Origin of the sequence: Pseudomonas sp. Irchel 3H7 (assembly GCF_900187605.1) — a bacterium.
In the GTDB taxonomy this organism is placed as follows: Bacteria; Pseudomonadota; Gammaproteobacteria; order Pseudomonadales; family Pseudomonadaceae; genus Aquipseudomonas.
Genome location: NZ_FYEA01000011.1, coordinates 227,705 through 249,097, shown reverse-complemented (window position 1 = coordinate 249,097; position 21,393 = coordinate 227,705). Strand labels below are relative to the sequence as shown.

Annotated in this window: 16 protein-coding genes; 10 read left to right on the top strand and 6 right to left on the bottom strand. The window is 59.6% G+C overall.

Annotated elements, in window-relative coordinates; all coding sequences use genetic code 11:
* Positions 1-72: 72 nt before the first annotated feature.
* Positions 73-2,271 (bottom strand): hypothetical protein, encoded by a 2,199-nt coding sequence (locus CKW38_RS21805; protein ID WP_064119773.1) that lies wholly within the window; start codon positions 2,269-2,271, stop codon positions 73-75.
* Positions 2,272-2,468: 197 nt separating this feature from the next.
* On the opposite strand from CKW38_RS21805, the gene CKW38_RS21800 reads away from it, so the two are divergent.
* Complete coding sequence (locus tag CKW38_RS21800) at positions 2,469-3,365, top strand: NAD(P)-dependent oxidoreductase (RefSeq protein ID WP_176472359.1); 897 nt, start codon at positions 2,469-2,471, stop codon at positions 3,363-3,365.
* Here CKW38_RS21800 and CKW38_RS21795 read toward each other — a convergent pair.
* Together CKW38_RS21795 and CKW38_RS21790 are read right to left on the bottom strand one after the other, a co-directional pair.
* The gene (locus CKW38_RS21795; protein WP_095113840.1) at positions 3,256-5,538 is read right to left on the bottom strand and encodes a bifunctional diguanylate cyclase/phosphodiesterase; all 2,283 of its coding nucleotides are present in this window, start codon (positions 5,536-5,538) and stop codon (positions 3,256-3,258) included. The genes CKW38_RS21800 and CKW38_RS21795 overlap by 110 nt on opposite strands.
* 149 nt (positions 5,539-5,687) lie before the next feature.
* Positions 5,688-6,056, bottom strand: coding sequence for a YkgJ family cysteine cluster protein (locus tag CKW38_RS21790; RefSeq protein WP_007918504.1), 369 nt, complete (start codon positions 6,054-6,056; stop codon positions 5,688-5,690).
* Positions 6,057-6,357: 301 nt separating this feature from the next.
* Here CKW38_RS21790 and CKW38_RS21785 point away from each other — a divergent pair, with 301 nt between their 5' ends.
* A complete protein-coding gene (locus CKW38_RS21785; protein ID WP_095113839.1) occupies positions 6,358-7,707 on the top strand; it encodes an MFS transporter in 1,350 nt (449 codons plus the stop codon).
* 186 nt (positions 7,708-7,893) lie between these two features.
* On the opposite strand, the gene rapA is transcribed toward CKW38_RS21785, so the two are convergent.
* Positions 7,894-10,740: an RNA polymerase-associated protein RapA gene (rapA, locus tag CKW38_RS21780; RefSeq protein ID WP_095113838.1), complete on the bottom strand. Its 2,847-nt coding sequence runs from the start codon at positions 10,738-10,740 to the stop codon at positions 7,894-7,896.
* 252 nt (positions 10,741-10,992) lie between these two features.
* On the opposite strand from rapA, the gene CKW38_RS21775 reads away from it, so the two are divergent.
* The 3 genes from CKW38_RS21775 to ccoM all read left to right on the top strand — a co-directional run bounded on the left by CKW38_RS21775 (position 10,993) and on the right by ccoM (position 11,852).
* Entirely contained in the window at positions 10,993-11,334 is a 342-nt protein-coding gene (locus CKW38_RS21775) for a hypothetical protein (RefSeq protein ID WP_003222394.1), read from the top strand.
* 96 nt (positions 11,335-11,430) lie between these two features.
* Positions 11,431-11,592: a hypothetical protein gene (locus CKW38_RS30230; RefSeq protein ID WP_007918490.1), complete on the top strand. Its 162-nt coding sequence runs from the start codon at positions 11,431-11,433 to the stop codon at positions 11,590-11,592.
* Positions 11,593-11,738: 146 nt separating this feature from the next.
* The gene (ccoM, locus tag CKW38_RS30545; RefSeq protein WP_003222396.1) at positions 11,739-11,852 is read left to right on the top strand and encodes a cytochrome c oxidase subunit CcoM; all 114 of its coding nucleotides are present in this window, start codon (positions 11,739-11,741) and stop codon (positions 11,850-11,852) included.
* A 1,233-nt stretch (positions 11,853-13,085) separates the two neighbouring features.
* Here the strand turns inward: ccoM and CKW38_RS21765 are convergent.
* The gene (locus CKW38_RS21765; protein ID WP_007917114.1) at positions 13,086-14,561 is read right to left on the bottom strand and encodes an inorganic phosphate transporter; all 1,476 of its coding nucleotides are present in this window, start codon (positions 14,559-14,561) and stop codon (positions 13,086-13,088) included.
* A 374-nt stretch (positions 14,562-14,935) separates the two neighbouring features.
* Entirely contained in the window at positions 14,936-15,136 is a 201-nt protein-coding gene (locus tag CKW38_RS21760; protein WP_008080067.1) for a hypothetical protein, read from the bottom strand.
* 650 nt (positions 15,137-15,786) lie between these two features.
* On the opposite strand from CKW38_RS21760, the gene pcaR reads away from it, so the two are divergent.
* From pcaR to pcaF, 5 genes are all read left to right on the top strand, one after another.
* Positions 15,787-16,629, top strand: a complete 843-nt coding sequence (gene pcaR / locus CKW38_RS21755; RefSeq protein ID WP_007917109.1) for a pca regulon transcriptional regulator PcaR — start codon at positions 15,787-15,789, stop codon at positions 16,627-16,629.
* A 294-nt stretch (positions 16,630-16,923) separates the two neighbouring features.
* Positions 16,924-18,270 carry an MFS transporter gene (locus CKW38_RS21750; protein WP_095113837.1) on the top strand — a complete coding sequence of 449 codons (1,347 nt, stop codon included), beginning with the start codon at positions 16,924-16,926 and terminating at the stop codon, positions 18,268-18,270.
* A gap of 262 nt (positions 18,271-18,532) precedes the next feature.
* Positions 18,533-19,390, top strand: coding sequence for a CoA transferase subunit A (locus CKW38_RS21745; RefSeq protein ID WP_007917105.1), 858 nt, complete (start codon positions 18,533-18,535; stop codon positions 19,388-19,390).
* Positions 19,387-20,169: a CoA-transferase subunit beta gene (locus CKW38_RS21740; RefSeq protein WP_176472360.1), complete on the top strand. Its 783-nt coding sequence runs from the start codon at positions 19,387-19,389 to the stop codon at positions 20,167-20,169. Before CKW38_RS21745 ends, CKW38_RS21740 begins: the two co-directional genes overlap by 4 nt.
* Complete coding sequence (gene pcaF, locus CKW38_RS21735) at positions 20,166-21,371, top strand: 3-oxoadipyl-CoA thiolase (protein WP_176472358.1); 1,206 nt, start codon at positions 20,166-20,168, stop codon at positions 21,369-21,371. Before CKW38_RS21740 ends, pcaF begins: the two co-directional genes overlap by 4 nt.
* Positions 21,372-21,393: the final 22 nt, after the last annotated feature.

The window sequence follows — 21,393 nt, the reverse complement described above, 5'->3', positions numbered from 1 at the left end:
TACACAATAATTGTGTTCACCCGGACCCTGTGGGAGCTGGCTTGCCAGCGATGGCGGCGACTCGGCCTTCGATCAGACCGTAAACGACTTGCCGGTATGGTTATTCAGCGAAATAACCTTGGTCTTGCCAATCCGGTGACGATAGATCTCGCGCAAATACTTGATCGACTTCTTCACGCAATCACGCGACAGGCGAATGTCATTGATCGAGACAAACTTCTCTTTGTCGTTGATCAGCTCGCGGTACTTCTTCTCGTACATCGGTTTGATCGCGTACCAGTTGGTGTCGAGGATCTTCGCCGGGTTCTCGAATTCGTTGAGCAGGTCGTCGATGCGATCTTCGTCGAATTCTTCGTTGATGATGAAATCAAGAATCGAGTTGTCGAGGGTCTCGTCGAAGCGGTACGGGTTCTTCGCGAAGCAACGCTTGATAAACGCGACGATCAGGGTCAGGAAGTCGTCCGACAGGCACGGGCTCTTCGCAATCAACGTGGTCAGCGACAGGTTGGCCGAGGCGCCGATTACCAGTGCGTAACGCTTGAGCGTGGTGTTGGGGAACAGGCTGTTGAGGTGCGTCTTCAACCGGTTCAGGTCCATGTACGACAGCTTGTAGTCTTTCGGCAGCGAAACGATCGAGACCACCGACGAGCAGTTCTTGAAGAAGTGCAGGTCGTGCAGGGCCGCGGCGTCGTAGCCGGAGTTCTTGTACTGCTCCAGCGAAGCGCGATAACGCTTGGACTCGATCGGCAGCAGACTGATGCCTTCGATGGCCTGAGTCACTTTGTTGAAATGCGGCAGATCGATCGAGCGGAAGAACAGGTCATCGATGTTCAGACGCTGCGGCTCTTTATCGAACACCTTGAATTTGTCGCTGCTCGGCGGCGGGGTTTCCGGTACCACCGATTCTGCGTAGGCAATCGCCACCGGGCCTGCCAGACTCATGAACAGGTCGTTGGCGTCGAGGCGAATGGTTTCGCCAATGTCGATGCCGGCGCGGCGGAAGTAGTTCTGGTCGTAGTCAGTGGTGACTGCCTGCGCCGTGAGAATGTTGAAGATCTGCTGCGAGATGTACTGGTTGGCGTGCTTTTCCATCGCATTGACATCAATATTCTGGATGTTGCCGTCATCGCTTTCTTCGGCGTAACGCATGATGTCGTTGGAGATCAGCATCATTGCGTTCCATGGGCGGATACGCCCCATGACGCTGGCTTCGCTACTGTCTTCATTGGCGAAGTTGTAGGAGAAATCCCATTCTTCCGAAAGGTATTTGCACAGCAGGCGCCCGGCGTTGATGTGCAGCGCCTCGGACATTTCGCTGCGGTGATCGGAAATGTTCGGCAGCACGCAGATGCCGCTGGTGAAGATCGGCTCGAACACGAACGAATGACCGCTCTTGCCGTCATGTTCGTCCATCGGCTTGGTGTCGAACGTCTTGTTCATGTACGAGTGCTGCTGGGCCAGACCGAACTCCGAAGCCATGCCGGAACCGGTACCGCCGCCGGCACTGAAGATCGAGAAATACAGGCGCGACTGGTTGGCCTTGATGCCGCAGCTGTCGATCAGGTACGAGTGGATCATTTTCCAGTCAGGGCTGGAGAAGCGCTGGGTGTCCTTGTTGAGGATGATCTTCGCCAGGTACTGGCCGAGGATCGGCGCGTTACCGGCGCCACCGGCGTGGACTTCGGACAAGTCCATGATCTTCATTTTGCTGTAGTCGCGCAGGAAGCCGCTTTTCTCGCCCTTGCGCGAGAAACGGATGCGCCCGGCGATGTCCTTGTCGAGGTCGCCGAGCATCACCAGCGGTTCGACCAGAAACACCGGTTTGGTCGATTTGTTCGGGCCGATGCGCAGGTTGTTCTTGATCCACTGCGCCGGGCTGTAACCCTTGTCGGCCAGTCGGCGATCCGCCGCGCGGTCTTCGTTATTGAATTCGTTGAGGTAGAACTTGCGCGCGTTGTACACCAGCTCCGCGACATCAAGGGCGATGTTCGAGCCGCAGCGACCGAGGCCGATCAGGCACACCGAGGGGAATTCCTGGTCGTTGTGCTGTTCGTTGTCGCCTTCCAGGTGCGGTGGGCGCGGGAACACCAGATCACGCAGGCCGTCGAGGTTGTCGAGGATGCGGTCGGTATTGGTTTCGGTGAAGTACAGGTATTGCTGGGTTGACAGCGGGCGCGACGGGACCAATGGCTTCGACGATGACGGGCTGTTGGCGGCGGGGCTCAAAGTCAGATCGGATACCGCAGTGGCGGGATTATTTTTAGAAGTCATTGTGCGCCATATACCTGGACTGGTTGGCTCGCTGGCCAGTTGCCTGCGAACCTCACGGAATAAGATCTCGCGTCTTTTAATTGCGCGAATTGAGCCCGAGCGTCAGGGTTTTGGCCTGACTGTCGCTGGGGGGAATCCTTTCCTGATCGTTGATGAATCGGCCATTATTCGGCGATCTTTAATCGAAAAGAGGCAAAATGATGTCAACGCTACCTTCGTTGGGGTTCGCCGGAATCGGTCTGATGGGCCTGCCCATGTGCCGCCGTTTGTTGGCGGCGGGTTACCCGCTGACCGTGTGGAATCGCAACCCGGCCAAGTGCGCGCCACTGGTCGAGGCCGGTGCCCGGCAGGTGGCGACTGCCGCTGAATTGTGCGAACACGCCGACGTGGTGATGTTGTGTCTGGCCGATACGGCAGTGGTTCGCGAGGTGGTGTTTGGCGCGGGCGGTATCGCCGAAGGCGCGAAAAGCGGCCAGTTGCTGGTGGATTTTTCCAGCCTTGAACCAACGGCCACTCGCGAGATGGCGGCGCAACTGCTGGCGAAAACCGGCATGGCCTGGCTGGATTCACCGGTGTCCGGCGGCGTGGTCGGTGCGGAGGCGGGCAGCCTGGCGATCATGGTCGGCGGCGATACCGCAGATCTTCAGCGCGTGCGTGCGGTGCTGCTCAACCTCGGTCAGCGCGTCACGCACATGGGCGGCATCGGCGCGGGACAGGTGACCAAGGCCTGCAACCAGATGATCGTCGCCTGCAATGCTTTGGTCATCGCTGAAGTGGTGGCACTCGCCGAACAGGCTGGGGTCGATGCGAGTCTGATCGCCGAGGCGCTGGCGGGTGGTTTTGCCGATTCGAAACCGTTGCAGATCCTCGCCCCGCAAATGGCCGAAAGCCGTTTCGAACCGATCAAATGGCACGTGCGCACCTTGCTCAAGGATCTTGATACGGCAGTGAAGTTTTCCCGCGAACAGGGTTCGGCGACGCCGATCAGCGGATTGGCCGCACAACTGATGCGCCTGCATGGGGCGCAAGGTTATTTGGCGCAGGATCCAGCGACACTGGTGCAAATGTACCGCGCGCCAGAATCAACGGATTGACCGCGTGTGAATGTTTGCGCTGATTGATTTCTTCCAGCACCGGGCGCAGCTCGTCCAGCGGCACCGGACGGCTGAGCAGGTAACCCTGAATGAAGTCGCAGCCTGAGCGTTCAAGGAATTCGTACTGTTCCAGGCTTTCCACGCCTTCGGTGACCACTTGCAAATGCAGGGTGTGCGCCATGACGATGATCGCCTGGACGATCTCCATGTCGGCGGTCGCCGTGGGAATATCGAGGATGAACGAGCGGTCGATCTTCAAGGTGTTGAGCGGCAGGCGCTTGAGGTAGGCCAGCGACGAGTAGCCGGTGCCGAAGTCGTCGATCGACAGCGATACACCCAGGGCACGAATCTGCCGCAGTAACACCAGGGTGTTGGCGATGTTGCCCATCAGCGCGTTTTCGGTGACTTCTAGTTCCAGCCGCTCCGGTGCCACCCCGGCGGTGCGCAAGGCACTTTCGATTTCGTTGGCCAACTCTTCCCGGGTGAGGTTGAGTGGCGAGCAGTTCCAGGCGATTTTCAGTTCTTCGCAGCCATGGCGCGACAGTTCACCCAGATCCTTGCACGCGCGGCGCAGCACCCAGTTGTCCAGTTCGGCGATCAAGCCGTTGTTTTCGGCAATCGAGATGAAACGATCCGGGGTCAGCAAGCCATGCAGCGGATGCTGCCAGCGAATCAGCGCTTCAAGCTTGGTGACGCGGCCGGTTTTCAGTTCGAAGATCGGTTGGTAATACAGCATCAAACCGTTTTCTTCGCGCAGGGCATGGCGCAGTTCTTCTTCCAGTTGCAGCTCGAAGCTGGCGCGGGTCTTGAGGTTGGAACTGAAAAAGTGCAGGCCGTTACGTCCTGCGCCCTTGGATTGATACAACGCCAGATCGGCGTGCTTGAGCAGTTCTTCGCAGGTGGTGCCGTCCTCCGGAAACAGACTGATGCCGATGCTGGTGGTCATCACCATGCGGCGCCCGGCCAGCTCGATCGGCTCCTTCATCTTGAGCATGATGCGCTGGGCCATGTTGCGGGCCTCTTCGCGGTCATGCAGGTTGATGAGGATGCAGAACTCGTCGCCGCCGAAGCGCGCGACCACGTCTTCATGGCTGCGCACCGAACCTTTGATGTGATTGGCGATGACCTTGAGCAGCTCGTCACCAGCGTCATGGCCGAGGCTATCGTTGATCCGCTTGAAGTGGTCGATGTCGAGAAACATCACCGCGAGCATGCCGCCCTCGGTGGCTTTCTGGCAGAGTTTCTCGGCAAAGATCTGGTTGAACCCGCGGCGGTTGATCAGGTTGGTCAGGGCGTCGTAGTTGGCCGCTTGTTGCAGCGACATGCGCGCCTGATCGAGCTGGCTGAGCAGGGCGTTGACGCGGCGCAGGTCTTCTTCCTTGTTCTGCAGTTTCTTGTCGGCCAGCGCCGCACTGATCGCGCTGCCAAGGATCAGCAAGGTAATCAGCGCTACGGTAAGGCCCAATTGCAGATGGTTGGTTTCGGCTACCGGTATCGGCAGGCTGCTTTCGGGCAAGACCAGATTCAGCGCGGCCATCCCGGTGAAATGCATGCTGAAGATGCCGGCGCCGAGAAGCAGGGCCGCGCTGTACCTGAGCATCTGATGGAACAGGCCACTGTTTTCACGCAAATATCCGGCGACCCACAGCGCGGCGAAACTGGCGCCGATGGCAATGGCGATCGACAGCACGAACAGCGTTGGCTGGTAGTAGGCCGTGGCGCTCGACTCCATCGCCGCCATGCCGACGTAATGCATGCCGGCGATACCCAGGCCGATGACGATGGCGGTTTTCAGGTACAGCAAAAGACTGGGCTGCGCTTCACTCAGCGTGTGCATGGCCAGCCATGAGGCGAGCAGGGCGATCAGCAGGGAGAACAGCGTGATGGACAAATCGTAATGGATTTCGATCGGCGCCTGGAACGCCAGCATGCCAATGAAGTGCATGGCCCAGATGCCGCCGGCCAGGCAGGTCGCGCCGATCCAGCGCCAGAGCCGTTGCGAGCCGAGATCTTCTGCGTGCGCGACCCGTTCGGCCATGTCGAGAGTGGCAAAGCTCGCCGCACAGGCGACCAGATAGGCCACCAGTACCAACAAGGGATTATGTGTGCAATCTAAAATGACCTGCCCGCTCTCCGGCAGCTCGGTAACAAACTGCAAACCAAGCCACTCCATAGCATGCCCCGTCTCTGAAGTCGTCCCGAGTGCGCGTTGAACGCAGTTGAATGTCAGGAGTATAGAGGCCGATTTCGGGGTGCAAGTGGTAGTGGCACATTGGCGCTAATGATTTCGGCATTAGCGCCATAGCGATTGGCGCTAAAGGCTTACGCGATCTGTTCGAAAGGGATTTGCGCCCAGTCCGGCTGCAGCGGCGGCAAGCCGAAACGTGCACGGGCCTTGTCGCAGTCGACATTCTGTTCGCCGTTTTCCCATGAAGATTCGAATTCACGGCAGGGGCTGGAGCGCAGTTCATAAATCGAGCACTTCACCTCGCTGCCGACTTCACCGACCAGCGCCGTGCAACGTGGCGACTTGCAGTCGGTGCCGTTCATCGCCACCCGGCTTGGACTGATCTGTGTGACCAGTTCATCAGGCACCGTGCCGCCGGAAGATGAGCACTCACCCCAAAAGAAAGACACGCGAAAATGGGAACAGCAGGCACCGCAATTCAGACACGGACTGACTTCAGACATGGGCGAGGGTATCAAAGGGATTGATCGGGAGATCCGGACGGATCCGGCGGCCATTCTAGGCTTTGCCGCAGACTTGGGAAGGGGGGCGCGAAACTATTTTTTTGTGGCAAGGTTTTGCCGCAAAAGCCCCGGTTTTCGGGGGATTACAGACTTATCAAGGGCTTACGTTTCGTTACAGTGCCATGGGCCGATATCAGGCAGACGAATGATCACAGACAGCCTTTGCGTGGCTGACTAGATTGCAGGTTCCGGGCTCGGATGCGTTGGCAGTGAAGCCCTATAACAATAAAGAGACGGACCCATGCAGAACTCGACCCAAGCGGCGAATGCCTGGCGCATTCTGTTCCTGCTGTTCCTCGCCAACCTGTTCAACTTCTTCGACCGCACCATTCCAGCGATCATCATCGAGCCGATCCGCATGGAATGGCACCTCAGCGACTTCCAGTTGGGGATCGTCGGCACCGCATTCACCATTGTTTACGCCATCGCCGGCCTGCCGCTGGGGCGCATGGCCGATACCGGTTCGCGCAGCAAACTGATGGGCTGGGGCCTGGCGACGTGGAGTGCGCTGACGGCGGTCAACGGTCTGGTCGGCAGTTTCTGGAGTTTCCTGATCGTGCGCATGGGCATCGGCATTGGTGAGGCCAGTTATGCACCGGCGGCCAACTCGCTGATTGGCGATCTGTTTCCGGCTCATCGGCGGGCGCGGGCCATGGGCATTTTCATGCTCGGTTTGCCGTTGGGCCTGTTGCTGGCTTTCTTCACCATCGGCTGGATGGTCAAGGCGTTCGACAGCTGGCGTGCGCCGTTCTTTATTGCAGCGGTGCCGGGTCTGCTTCTGGCGATTTTCATGTTCTTTATCAAAGAGCCGAAGCGCGGCGCAGCGGAGACCGTGCAGGTTTCGCAAGAGAAAGTCGACAAGCCGATCCGCCGGATTCTGGCGGTGCCGACCTTTCTCTGGCTGGTGATGGCCGGGTTGTGCTTCAACTTCGCCACCTATGCCTGCAACTCGTTTCTGGTGCCGATGCTGCAACGCTATTTCCTCATGCCGTTGCAGGAAGCGGCGGTGGCGACCGGGATGATTGTCGGCGTGACCGGACTGGTCGGTTTGACCCTGGGCGGCTGGATTGCCGACAAGATTCACCAGCGCGTGGCCAATGGGCGGCTGCTGTTTGCCGCGTTCAGTCTGATTATCTCGACGCTGTGTACGGCGTGGGCGCTGCATTCGGGGCGTATCGAGATTGGTGTGTTTGTCGCGGTGTTCAGTGTTGGTTGGCTGTTTGCCTACAACTTTTACACATGTGTTTATACAGCGATTCAGGACGTGGTCGAACCGCGCCTGCGGGCCACGGCGATGGCGTTGTTCTTTGCCGGGTTGTATCTGCTCGGCGGTGGGTTGGGGCCGGTGGTTGTTGGTGGCTTATCGGATCACTTTGCACACACGGCGATGTTGGCGGCCGGTGCGGAGCAGATGACCGAGGCCTTTAAGGCAGTCGGCCTGCATGATGCGATGTACCTGATTCCGGTGGCGCTGTTTCTGACCATGGTGTTTCTGTTTCTGGCGGCGCGGTGTTTTGTGCGCGATGCGCAGCGGATGAAGGAGGGCTTGGTTGCTGTGGTTGAGCCAGAGGTTGCTGCGGCGACCGCATAGCCGTCATCGCTGGCAAGCCAGCTCCCACAGTGACCGAGTCGTACACATAATCTGTAAACGACCCGAAACCTGTGGGAGCTGGCTTGCCAGCGATGAGGCCATCAGCATCAGCTGAAAAATCACAGGCAACAAAAAAGGCCCGCATCGCTGCGGGCCTTCTTGTTTTCAGCGCTGGAGCAGGGTGGTTTAACCCGCCACCAACACCCGAATCGCTTCCAGTCGCAACGCAGCCTTATCCAGCATCGCCAGACCTTGCTCACGCTGTTCACGCAGCGCCACCAGTTCGCTGTCGCGCACGGTCGGGTTGACCGCTTGCAACGCGGTCAGGCGCGCCAGTTCTTCGTCGGTGTCGGCCGCCAGACGGCGACGCGCCTCGGCCACGCGCTCGGCGTGACGCGGGGCGATCTTGTCTTCACCGGCGTTGATCCGTGGCGTCAGCTGATCGCGCTGGGCCTGGATGAACTTGTTGGCGCTGGCACGTGGCACGCTTTCCAGCTGATCGTTCAAGGTTTCGAACGAGACGCGCGCCGACAGGTCGTTGCCGTTGGCATCAAGCAGGCAGCGCAGGGCGGCCGGCGGCAGGTAACGGCCCAGTTGCAGCGAACGCGGCGCTACCACTTCGCTGACATAAAGCAGTTCGAGCAGCACGGTGCCTGGCTTCAACGCCTTGTTCTTGATCAGCGCGACGGCGGTGTTGCCCATCGAACCGGACAGCACCAGATCCATGCCGCCCTGCACCATCGGGTGTTCCCAGGTGATGAACTGCATGTCTTCGCGCGACAGCGCCTGGTTGCGGTCGTAGGTGATGGTCACGCCTTCGTCGTCGCCCAGCGGAAAGCTGGCGTCGAGCATCTTCTCGCTCGGCTTGAGGATCAGGGCGTTTTCCGAATGGTCTTCGCTGTCGATGCCGAACGCGTCGAACAGGGTTTCCATGTAGATCGGCAGGGCGAACTGATCGTCTTGCTCAAGGATGTCCTCGACCAGCGCTTCACCTTCGCCAGCACCGCCGGAGTTGAGCTCCAGCAAACGGTCGCGACCGGTGTGCAGCTCGGCTTCCAGACGCTCGCGCTCGCTGCGCGCTTCGTCGATCAGCGCTTGCCACTCGCTGTCGTCGGCTTCTTCGAGCAACGGCAGCAGGCGCGGGCCGAACTGATGCTGCAAGGCGTTGCCGGTCGGGCAGGTGTTGAGGAACGCGTTCAGCGCTTCGTGGTACCACTGGAACAGGCGCTCTTGCGGGCTGGTTTCCAGGTACGGCACGTGCAGTTCGATGATGTGCTTCTGGCCGATCCGGTCGAGACGACCGATACGCTGCTCGAGCAGGTCCGGGTGCGACGGCAGATCGAACAGCACCAAGTGGTGAGCGAACTGGAAGTTGCGACCTTCACTGCCGATTTCCGAGCAGATCAGCACTTGTGCGCCGAACTCTTCGTCGGCGAAGTAAGCGGCGGCGCGGTCACGCTCAAGGATGTTCATGCCTTCATGGAACACCGTGGCCGGGATGCCGGAACGCACGCGCAGGGCGTCTTCCAGGTCCATCGCGGTTTCGGCGTGGGCGCAGATCACCAGCACTTTGGTGCGCTTGAGCATTTTCAGCTGATCGATCAGCCACTCGACACGCGGGTCGAATTTCCACCAGCGCTCTTCTTCGCTGGCGTCCGGCTGGGCCTGGAAGCTGACTTCAGGGTACAGCTCAGCGTGTTCGCCCAGCGGCAGTTCGAGGTATTCGTCCGGGCACGGCAGCGGGTACGGGTGCAGTTTGCGCTCCGGGAAACCCTGCACGGCGGCGCGGGTATTACGGAACAGCACGCGACCGGTGCCGTGGCGATCGAGCAGTTCGCGCACGAGGCGGGCGCTGGCTTCGGTGTCGCCATCGTTGACCGCGGTCAGCAGGGCTTCGCCTTCGTTGCCGAGGAAGCCGTGAATGGTTTTGTGCGCTTCGGCCGAGAGTCGGCCCTTGTCGAGCAGTTCCTGCACGGCTTCGGCCACCGGGCGATAGTTGTCGCTCTCGGCGCGGAAGGCAGCCAGGTCGTGGAAACGGTTCGGGTCGAGCAGGCGCAGACGGGCGAAGTGGCTGTCCTGACCGAGTTGTTCCGGGGTGGCGGTGAGCAGCAGCACGCCCGGGATGACTTCGGCGAGTTGCTCGACCAGCGAGTATTCCGGGCTGGCCTTTTCTTCGTGCCAGACCAAGTGGTGCGCTTCGTCGACCACCAGCAGATCCCAACCGGCAGCAAACAGTGCGTCCTGAGCCTTCTCGTCATCGACCAGCCACTCCAGCGCGACCAGCGCCAGTTGCGTGTCTTCGAACGGGTTGGTGGCATCGCTTTCGATGAAGCGTTCTTCGTCGAACAGCGCGACCTGCAGGTTGAAGCGGCGGCGCATCTCCACCAGCCACTGGTGCTGGAGGTTTTCCGGGACGAGGATCAGCACGCGGTTGGCGCGGCCCGAGAGCAGTTGGCGATGGATCACCAGACCGGCTTCGATGGTTTTACCCAGACCCACTTCGTCCGCCAGCAAAACGCGCGGGGCGATACGGTCGGCGACTTCACGGGCGATGTGCAATTGGTGCGCGATTGGCTGCGCGCGAACGCCACCCAGGCCCCAGAGCGATGATTGCAACTGGCGGCTGGTGTGTTCGAGAGTGTTGTAACGCAGCGAGAACCACGCCAGCGGATCGATCTGGCCGGCGAACAGACGGTCGCTGGCCAGACGGAACTGGATGAAGTTCGACAGCTGGGTTTCGGGCAGGGTGACGGCTTCGTTCTGCCCGTTGAGACCGTGATAGACCATCAGGCCGTCGACATCGTCGACTTGCTGCACGGTCATCTTCCAGCCTTCGAAGTGGGTGATGCTGTCACCCGGCGAGAACCGCACGCGGGTCAGGGGCGCATTCCGTAGCGCGTACTGGCGGGTTTCGCCAGTGGCCGGGTAAAGCACGGTCAACAAGCGGCCGTCTTGTGCCAGAACGGTGCCTAAACCAAGCTCTGCTTCGCTGTCACTGATCCAGCGTTGCCCCGGTTGATACTGCTGCGCCATGCTGCCTGACTCCCACCTTGAAAAAGCGGGCTATCTTAACGGAATGAGGGCTTCAGGGCCAAAGATTACTGGCGTAGGAGCTGCCGCAGGCTGCGATCTTTTGATCTTTGAGAACCCTTGAGGTTTGAGCTGTCTGATAAAGATCGCAGCCTTCGGCAGCTCCTACACGTGCCAAGTGCGTCACAGATTTGCGACGGATGGCTCAAGGCGCCTTTGCCGCAGCCGATAGCCTGCAGACAGGAGACCCTTTATATGTTGCCACCGATGCTCCCCCTGAGCGCTGTGCCGATCACTTCCCAGCAGGATCCGATCCGCCAGCGGCCGGACATTCCTCCGGTGGTGCCGGTGCAGGAAAGCTCCAACGAAAGCACGATCGATTTGCAAAAGCGCGATCCTGAAGAGGATCGACTGCTGGCGCGTGAAGAGCAGCGCCGTCAGCAAGAACGTGATCGCCGTCGTCGCGAAGCCGATGAAGACCCGGAAGAACACCTGGCCGTGCCCGGCACCGAGTTGAACGCCGATAACACCGTGCCGGTGGTGCCGCTGATGGAAGATCAGCCGCGTCAGGGCTTATGGGTCGATATCGAGATCTGATCTTCGGCTGGTCAGCGCTGGTGTGACGTTGCATTATTGGCGCAGTCCTGCCGGTGATGTGGCAGTTGTGATTCTTTCAAGTGATTTACTGACGCCATGAGCCAAGACGACAAACTGATTGACCTCAGTACTGAACGCGCCAAGCGCGTGCATGACATTAAAGAGAAGCGGCTGAACGAAGTGCGCCAGGCGTTCGAACAGGCGATGCCGTTGGGAAAAGCCAAGAAAAAGTCGAAAAACAAGCCGAAAAAGCGTTGATCTCTGCCTGCATCCGTTGATGCAGGTCATTTAATTTCCCTCCTTTACTCTCCTTCGTTGCTGGTATTGATCCCGGTCAATTTGTGCGCCTGTGTGTTTGGTAACTTAGTTCCATCGCAGCAGAGCAGAGGCCCAGGAGGCCAGTCATGTTTTTCGATAACGTGGTGTTTGCCGGGGTCCTGACTGTAGGGCTGATGGTTCTGTTTTTTGCAGGGTTTGGATTTTTTATCTGGAAGGATGCGAATAAGCGCAAGAAGTGATTCTTCTGGATTGATGAGCACGCAAGGCATTTTGGGGCGACTTCGGTTGCCCCTTTTTTTTGTGTCTTGGCGGCCTTTGGGCCGACCATGCTTTGGGTGTGCTTTGTGAATATCCGTTGCTGCGGTAACGGCGGCTTAGGGTTCCGCCCTTACGGCGGGTCACCTTTTCCAAACGCCGAAAAGGTAACCGAAAAGGCTTGCTCCTGCGTGCGGCCCGCTCGCTGGGGCTCGGGGTTCCTTCGCTGCGGGATCGATCCGGGCGCAGCGCCTACGGTTTGCTTCGCTGCACCTCCTCTCGCTGTGTTTGGCTTCGCCAAACGGTCGCTGCGCTCCCACCCCCGGATCAATCCCTCCACTCAGCCTTCCGACGTCGCCCGTGGATCAAGATCAAGATCAAGAGCAGGCGAGCTGACACTCGGCCTATTGAGTGGTGAAGAGCGGGGCGTGGTCGGCTTTGGATTTGTGGTGGGTTTGCCCCTCACCCCAGCCCTCTCCCGAGGGAGAGGGAGCCGATTTGTGGGCTTTTCAAGATCTGAGTTCAACGCGGTATCGCACGTCGGCGTACCTTCCCCAAACACCACGGTCAGTCCCCTCTCCCTCTGGGAGAGGGCTAGGGTGAGGGGCTCTTGCTTCAAGGCTTCAAAATCTGAGTTCGGTACGGTATTTCACGTCGGCGCGCCTCTCCCAAACACCTCGATCAGTCCCCTCTCCCTCTGGGAGAGGGTTAGGGTGAGGGGCTCTTGCTTCAAGGCTTCAAAATCTGAGTTCGGCACGGTATTTCACGTCGGCGTGCCTCTCCCAAACACCTCGGTCAGTCCCCTCTCCCTCTGGGAGAGGGCTAGGGTGAGGGGCTTTTGATCTTGCTCTGGCTTTGGCTTTTGATCTTTTGCCCCTTCGGCAGGCCGAGCGGAGGTGTTCATCCGGGGGTTAGGCGCGCAGCGCCGTGCGGCGCAGCCGCATACATCGAGAGGAGGTGCAGCGAAGCAACCCGTAGGCGATGCCCCGGATGGACACCGTAGCGAGGGAACACTGAGCCTCAGCGAAGTGCCGTACGCCGGGGCAAAGCCTTTTGGGTTACCTTTTCGGCGTTTGGAAAAGGTGACTCGCTGTAAGAGCGAAACCGCCAGCGGCAACACCCGCAGCAACGGATATGCCCCCCCCAATTCCAAACCCCCAAACACAAAAAAAGGCGCGATCCTCTCGAATCGCGCCTTTCTCATGTCCCGCTATCTATCAGCTACCCAGCGCCTTCGAAGCCAGCCAGAACAACCCAGCGGACAGCGCCACAGTCGCCGGCAAGGTCAACACCCAAGCCAACAGAATGGTGCGAACCGTGCCACCCTGCAGGCCGCTCTTGTTAGCGACCATGGTGCCCGCCACGCCCGAAGACAGCACGTGAGTGGTCGACACCGGCAGGCTGAAGATGTTGGCCATGCCGATCAAACTGGCAGTAGTGATCTGCGCGGACATGCCCTGGGAATAGGTCATGCCCTGCTTGCCGATCTTCTCGCCGATGGTCAGCACCACGCGTTTCCAGCCAACCATGGTGCCCAGGCCCAAGGCCAGTGCAACCGCCAGAATCACCCAGAACGGCGCGTATTCAGTGGTGGTGGTCAGGTCTTTGCGCAGCTTGTCGAGGTCAGCCTTTTCACGGGCTTCCAGGCCAGGCAGTTTGCCAACCTTCTTCGCGGTGTCGTCCAGGCAGAGCAGGTAGCGACGTACTTCGATGCGGCTTTCCGACGACAGCGAGTGGTAGTCCGCTACGCCTTTAAGCGTGTGCAGCAGGGCGCTGATGGTCGGTTCGGTCTGCTGCGGGTTGCAGCGGAATTTCTCCGGCAGGTCGCCTTCCACGCTCTTGCCCAAGGCCAGGAATTCACCCAGCGAATCGGCGTTGCGCTGGTAGAACTGGCTCAGGTGCAGGGTCGCATCGCGGGTGCGTTCGATCTGATACGTGGTGCTGTTCAGGTCGAGGACGAACTGCGCCGGGACGATACCGATCAGCACCAGCATGATCAGGCCGATGCCTTTCTGACCATCGTTGGAGCCGTGCACGAAGCTCACGGCCATCGCCGAGATCACCAGGACCAGACGGTTCCAGAACGGTGGATGCTTCTTGTCGTCGATCTTGCGGCGCTGTTCCGGTGTCTTGTGCATCTTCGACAGCGGACGCCACCATTTCAGGCCGATCAGAATCAGCGCGGCGATCAGGAAGCCGGCCATTGGCGAGAACACCAGCGAGGCGCCGATGTCGATCGCTTTCTGCCAGTTCACGCCGTCGGCCAACGGAATGTCGTTGATCAGGGCGTTGGCCAGGCCAACACCGAGGATCGAGCCGATCAAGGTGTGCGAGCTGGAAGCCGGGATACCGAAGTACCAGGTGCCCAGGTTCCAGGCGATTGCCGCGGCGAGCAACGAGAACACCATCGCCAGGCCATGGCCGGTGTTCACATTGATCAGCAGTTCAACCGGCAGCAAATGGACAATGGCATACGCCACGCCAACGCCGCCCAGCAGCACGCCGAGGAAATTGAACACACCGGAAAAGAACACCGCCAGGTGGGGCGGCATGGCTTTGGTGTAGATAACAGTGGCTACCGCGTTAGCGGTGTCATGAAATCCATTGATGAACTCGAAGGCGAGGACAAACGTCAGGGCGAGCAAGAGGCTCACAAGCACCCAAGCATCCAGTCCGCTGAATAAATCGATCATGAAGGTTTTCTGACCCGGTCGTAAGGGGGCGCGATTATGCCAGAAAAGACTGGAAATCGATCCCCTACCTGCTCATCGGTTACACACTTCTTCGATTTAATTTGTTGCAGCGCATGAAAACCCAGCACAGCACAGGGTTTTTCAAGTCATTGATTTATATAGTAAAAGGCTCATTTCGCAAGCGATTTCATCGTCGCGGAGAGGTCTCGAACGCTTGTCTGAAATATCTGTGAAACCTGTAGGACGCCCGTCCTCAGTCTGCCAGATCGGATGATGGCCGCTGCCCGCGGGTAGCGGGCGCGCAAGGCCTCGTCGTTCCACCGCGCTTGTAACCGGTGTGGACGTAAAACCTTCAACGATCGAAAAACTGTGGCTCAAGGCTCTTCGGCTTTGAGTTCCTTTTCGATCTTTTCGATTTCTTGCTTGAAGACCTGATCCTGAACGGTCGGGCGTTTACGCCACGCTTTGCGTTCCGGTTCGGGCTGAGCGGCGTAGGTGGTGACTTCCCCGCCGTAAACTTCCTTGTAACGTTGTTCCTGGCGCTCAAGTTCCGCGCGCAGTTCGTCTTTCGTCACAGTGCTACCTGTATGAGTTGAGTTAAGTGTCTGGTGAAACGCACTGCAACGAATCGATTGAACGAAGCCACCGAGCATCCAGCACCTGAACAGGCATTGGTGTAATCGGTGGGGCGATCAAGACTTCCGTGTTACAGGCGGCTACGGCACCAGATAAAAACTGACGCAGCATCAGTTTCCTGTTTCAGCGAGCGCAGGCGTTGCATGAGTGATGCGCGTCAGGCGCTGGCCGGGCTGTTGGCGATGGACATCGCCGCAGCGGGTGACGACCTCGGCGTTTAAAAACGAGGTGCCACTGAGGTGCATTATAGCGGTCGATTCAGGAATGACTATCTTTGCCAAGTTAAAAACGGTTCTGAATGTGTGATTGTTTTGTGACTCGCAACTTTTCTCGCTAGTTGAAGTGCAGACGCCCACTATTTAGCGAGCGATCTGTTTTTGGCGCCATTTAGTCGAACAACTAAGGCCGTGATTCAGATAAAAGCCAAAGTTCAGCCGAACCCTGGGAGCGTTGACGCGAGCCGCATGGCTGATTGCGATTATCGGCCCGCGGTTCGATAATCGCCCAATCTTGCAGGTCCGACGCTTGTGCATTTGTTGGCGAGCCGCTTGTATAGCCCATTGATCCGTGCCGGATAAAAGGACAAGAAATGAACGATCAAATGCGCAACTCTTTCACCTCCGTGGCGCCGCCGATCGTCGCCTCGCCGGCCAAACGCATCCAGGCGTTGACCGGTGATCCGGACTTCATGACCTCGCTGGCCCGGGGCTTGGCGGTGGTGCAGGCGTTTCAGGAGCGCAAGCGTCATCTGACCATCGCCCAAATCAGTCACCGCACGGAAATTCCTCGCGCCGCTGTGCGCCGGTGTCTGCATACGCTGATCAAACTCGGCTACGCCACCACCGACGGGCGCACCTATTCGTTGCTGCCCAAAGTGCTGACCCTCGGCCACGCGTATCTGTCGTCGACGCCGTTGGCGGTGTCCGCCCAGCCCTACCTCGACCGCATGAGCGAGCAACTGCACGAAGCCTGCAACATGGCCACGCTTGAAGGCGACGACATTCTCTACATCGCGCGTTCGGCGACCACCCAACGGCTGATATCGGTGGATCTGTCGGTGGGCGGTCGGTTGCCGGCGTATTGCACATCGATGGGCCGGATTCTGCTGGCAGCCCTCGACGATACGTCGTTGCGTGAGTACCTCGATCACGCCGAACTGGTCGCCAAGACCAGTCGCACGATCCATACCCCTGATGCGTTGCTCGAATGTCTGCAGGAAGTGCGGCAGCAAGGCTGGTGCATTGTCGATCAGGAACTGGAACAAGGCCTGCGTTCGATTGCCGTGCCGGTCTACGATGCCTCGGGCCAAGTGGTGGCGGCGCTCAACGTCAGTACCCACGCCGGTCGCGTCAGTCGGACCGAGCTGGAGCAGCGCTTCCTGCCGGGCTTGCTCAGTGCCAGTCGCGACCTCAGCGCACAGCTGTTCGCCTGATGAAGCTGTTCGATAAACGCACAGTGTTGCGTTTATCGAATTGACGCTAAAACCCTCGGATCATTAATGTCGCGGCAGCGTCATCCGGCGCTGATGTGAATGAGCCCGCCGGACTGTCGACTCCCATAATAATGACAAGAGGCAACTCACCATGCGCACGCTCTCCGACTGTCTCCGCTCCACCCGCTGTTGCCGGGTTTCCCGCAACGCCTGATCCAGACCTTCTATTCTTGTGACCGTGCCTCTCTCTGGCCGGCCGCCGTTCGACTGCGTTTTTTGCGTGGAATAAAAATAATGAACCAGCCTCAGTCCGCTGTAGGTAACTGCCTCGACGTGCAGACCTTCATCAATGCCCAACCGATCTCGCGCTATCAGTGGCGGGTGGTGATCTTGTGTTTCCTGATTGTCTTTCTCGATGGCCTCGACACCGCCGCGATGGGCTTCATTGCCCCGGCGCTGTCGCAGGACTGGGGCATCGACCGCGCCAGTCTTGGCCCGGTGATGAGTGCGGCGTTGATCGGTATGGTCTTCGGCGCACTGGGTTCCGGTCCATTGGCTGACCGCTTCGGGCGAAAAGTCGTACTCGTCGGCGCTGTGGTGCTGTTCGGTGCCTTCAGCCTGGCGTCGGCGTACAGCACCAACGTCGAACAACTGTTGGTGTTGCGTTTCCTCACCGGTCTGGGTCTGGGCGCCGGCATGCCCAACGCCACCACGCTGCTCTCGGAATACACCCCGGAGCGCAAGAAATCGCTGCTGGTGACCAGCATGTTCTGCGGTTTCAACCTTGGTATGGCCGGTGGCGGGTTTATTTCCGCCAAGCTGATCCCCGCGTTCGGCTGGCACAGCCTGCTGCTGATCGGCGGGATCTTGCCGCTGATCCTCGCCGTAGTGCTGCTGTTCTGGCTGCCGGAATCGGCGCGCTACCTTGTAGTCCGCAACCGTGGCACTGACAAAATCCGCAAAACCCTCGCGCCGATTGATCCGCTCACTGTGGCCCAGGCTTCCAGCTTCAGCGTGCCGGAGCAGAAAACCGTCAAGGCGCGAAACGTGTTCGCGGTGATTTTCTCCGGTACTTACAGCACTGGCACCTTGCTGCTGTGGCTGACCTATTTCATGGGCCTGGTGATCGTTTACCTGCTGACCAGTTGGCTGCCGACGCTGATGCGTGACAGTGGCGCGAGCATGGAACAAGCCGCGTTTATCGGTGCGTTGTTCCAGTTTGGCGGGGTGTTGAGTGCGGTGGCGGTGGGCTGGGCCATGGACCGCTTCAATCCGCACAAGGTCATCGGCACGTTCTACCTGCTGGCCGGGGTGTTTGCCTACGCGGTGGGGCAGAGCCTGGGCAATATCACGTTGCTGGCGACGTTGGTGCTGGTGGCGGGGATGTGCGTGAACGGTGCACAGTCGGCGATGCCGTCACTGGCGGCGCGGTTTTATCCGACCCAAGGGCGGGCGACCGGGGTCTCGTGGATGCTGGGGATTGGCCGCTTTGGTGCGATTCTCGGGGCGTGGATGGGCGCGACGTTGTTGGGCCTGGGCTGGAATTTCGAGCAGGTGCTGACGGCGTTGGTGATTCCGGCGGCGTTGGCGACGACGGCGGTAGTGATCAAGGGCATGGTCAGTCATGCGGATGCGACCTGATATTTCGATGTAAAGCGAAAAGATCGCAGCCTTCGGCAGCTCCTACATGTGAACGCGTAACCCTGTAGGAGCTGCCGAAAGCTGCGATCTTTTGCAGGCAACACGAACCGATAGGTTGACAACAATCTGTTCGATAAACGAACGCTCAGTCGATTATCGGATTGTTTGGTAATTTTCCCAGGCTTAATCTTCAGTCACTCCGGCGCTGAACCTCGCGCCTTTTTATCACTGGCGATTCATTACAAAAACAGGAGCCCGCTCCATGGCTGAGATCCTTTCGCTGCACGACGCGGTGAAGCAGTTCGTCAACGACGGTGACACCGTCGCACTCGAAGGCTTCACTCACCTGATCCCTACGGCCGCCGGTCATGAAATCATTCGTCAGGGCAAGAAAGATCTGACATTGGTGCGGATGACGCCTGACCTGATCTACGACCAACTGATCGGCGCCGGTTGCGCACGCAAACTGATTTTCTCCTGGGGCGGCAACCCGGGTGTGGGTTCGCTGCACCGTCTGCGTGACGCGGTCGAGAAGCAATGGCCGCACGCTCTCGAAATCGAAGAGCACAGCCACGCCGACCTGGCCAATGCCTACGTCGCAGGCGCCTCCGGCCTGCCATTCGCGGTGCTGCGTGCCTACGCTGGCTCTGACCTGCCGAAGGTCAATCCGCTGATCAAAACAGTGACCTGCCCGTTCACCGGTGAAGTACTGGCGGCGGTGCCGTCGGTGCGTCCGGACGTGACCGTGATCCACGCACAGAAAGCCGACCGCCAGGGCAACGTGTTGCTGTGGGGCATTCTTGGTGTGCAGAAAGAAGCCGCACTGGCCGCCAAGCGCTGCATCGTCACGGTTGAAGAAATCGTCGATGACCTCAACGCGCCGATGAACTCTTGTGTATTGCCGACCTGGGCCTTGAGCGCGGTCTGCCATGTTCCCGGCGGCGCACATCCTTCCTACGCCCACGGTTACAACGAGCGCGACAATCGTTTCTATCAGGCGTGGGATCCGATCGCCCGAGACCGTGAGACGTTTACTGCGTGGATCAACGAATACATCCATGGCTGCGCTGACTTCAGCGCGTTCCAGGCCAAGTTGGCCGCTGCTTCGGAGGCCAAATAATGACTTACACCACCAATGAAATGATGACCGTCGCCGCGGCCCGTCGCCTGAAGAACGGCTCGGTGTGCTTCGTCGGCATCGGCCTGCCGTCGAAAGCCGCCAACCTTGCGCGCCTGACTTCTTCGCCGGACGTGGTGCTGATCTACGAATCGGGTCCGATTGGCGCCAAGCCAAGTGTGCTGCCGCTGTCGATCGGTGACGGCGAACTCGCTGAAACCGCTGACACCGTCGTACCGACCGGTGAGATTTTTCGCTACTGGTTGCAGGGCGGGCGCATCGACGTCGGTTTTCTCGGCGCCGCGCAGGTCGACCGTTTCGGCAACATCAACACCACCGTGGTCGGCGATTACTTCTCGCCGAAAGTGCGTCTGCCAGGTGCCGGTGGCGCGCCGGAAATTGCCGGTTCGGCGAAAAGCGTGTTGATCATCCTTAAACAGTCGGCGCGTTCGTTCGTCGACAAACTCGATTTCATCACCTCGGTCGGTCACGGCGAGGGCGGTGATTCGCGCAAACGTCTGGGCCTGCCGGGCGCCGGTCCGGTCGGGATCATCACCGACCTGTGCATCATGGAGCCGGAAGAGGGCACCCACGAATTTGTGGTCACCGCACTGCATCCGGGCGTAACCCGCGAGCAAGTGGTCGCGGCCACCGGTTGGGCGGTTCGTTTTGCTGACAACGTCGAAACCACCGCTGAACCGACCGACGTCGAACTGACGGCGCTGCGCGATCTCGAAGCGCGCACGGCCGCCGCCCACGGCCAGGCACCGGGAGAAGCATGATGCGTGAGGTTTATATCTGCGATGCGATTCGCACCCCGATTGGCCGGTTCGGCGGCGGTTTGTCTGCCGTTCGCGCCGACGACCTGGCCGCTGTGCCGATCAAGGCCCTGATGGAACGCAATCCGTCGGTGGACTGGAGCGCCATCGACGAAGTGTTCCTCGGTTGCGCCAACCAGGCCGGCGAAGACAACCGCAACGTCGCGCGCATGGCGCTGCTGTTGGCAGGCCTGCCGGACAGCGTGCCGGGCGTGACCCTCAATCGTCTTTGCGCTTCGGGCATGGATGCGATCGGCACGGCATTCCGTGCCATCGCCAGCGGCGAGATGGAGCTGGCGATTGCCGGCGGTGTCGAGTCGATGTCCCGCGCGCCGTTTGTGATGGGCAAGGCTGACGCAGCGTTTTCGCGCAACATGAAGCTGGAAGACACCACCATCGGCTGGCGTTTCATCAACCCGTTGATGAAGGCGCAGTACGGCGTCGACGCGATGCCACAGACCGCCGATAACGTCGCCGACGACTATAAAGTCTCGCGCGCCGATCAAGACGCTTTTGCCCTGCGCAGCCAGCAACGTACCGCCGCTGCGCAGGCTGCTGGCTACTTCGCTGAAGAAATCGTCGAAGTGCGGATTGCCCACAAAAAGGGCGAAACCGTGGTTAGCCAGGATGAACATCCTCGCGCCGACACGACCCTCGAAGCGCTGACCAAGCTGAAACCGGTCAACGGCCCGGACAAAACCGTCACCGCCGGCAATGCCTCCGGCGTTAACGACGGTGCCGCCGCGCTGATTCTGGCTTCCGCCGAAGCCGTAAAAAAACATGGCCTGACCGCCCGCGCCAAAGTGCTCGGCATGGCTAGTGCTGGTGTCGCCCCTCGGGTGATGGGCATCGGCCCGGTGCCAGCGGTGCGCAAATTGATCGAGCGCCTCGGCGTCGCGGTCAGCGATTTCGACGTGATCGAACTCAACGAAGCGTTTGCCAGCCAAGGTTTGGCGGTACTGCGTGAACTGGGTCTGGCGGATGACGCCGCGCAGGTCAATCCGAATGGCGGCGCGATTGCCCTCGGTCATCCGTTGGGCATGAGCGGTGTGCGTCTGGTGCTGACCGCGCTGCATCAGCTTGAAAAGATTCAAGGCAAGAAAGGTCTGGCGACCATGTGCGTCGGTGTCGGCCAAGGTCTGGCCCTGGCCATCGAACGCGTCTGACGCAAGCCGTGACGAAAAAGAA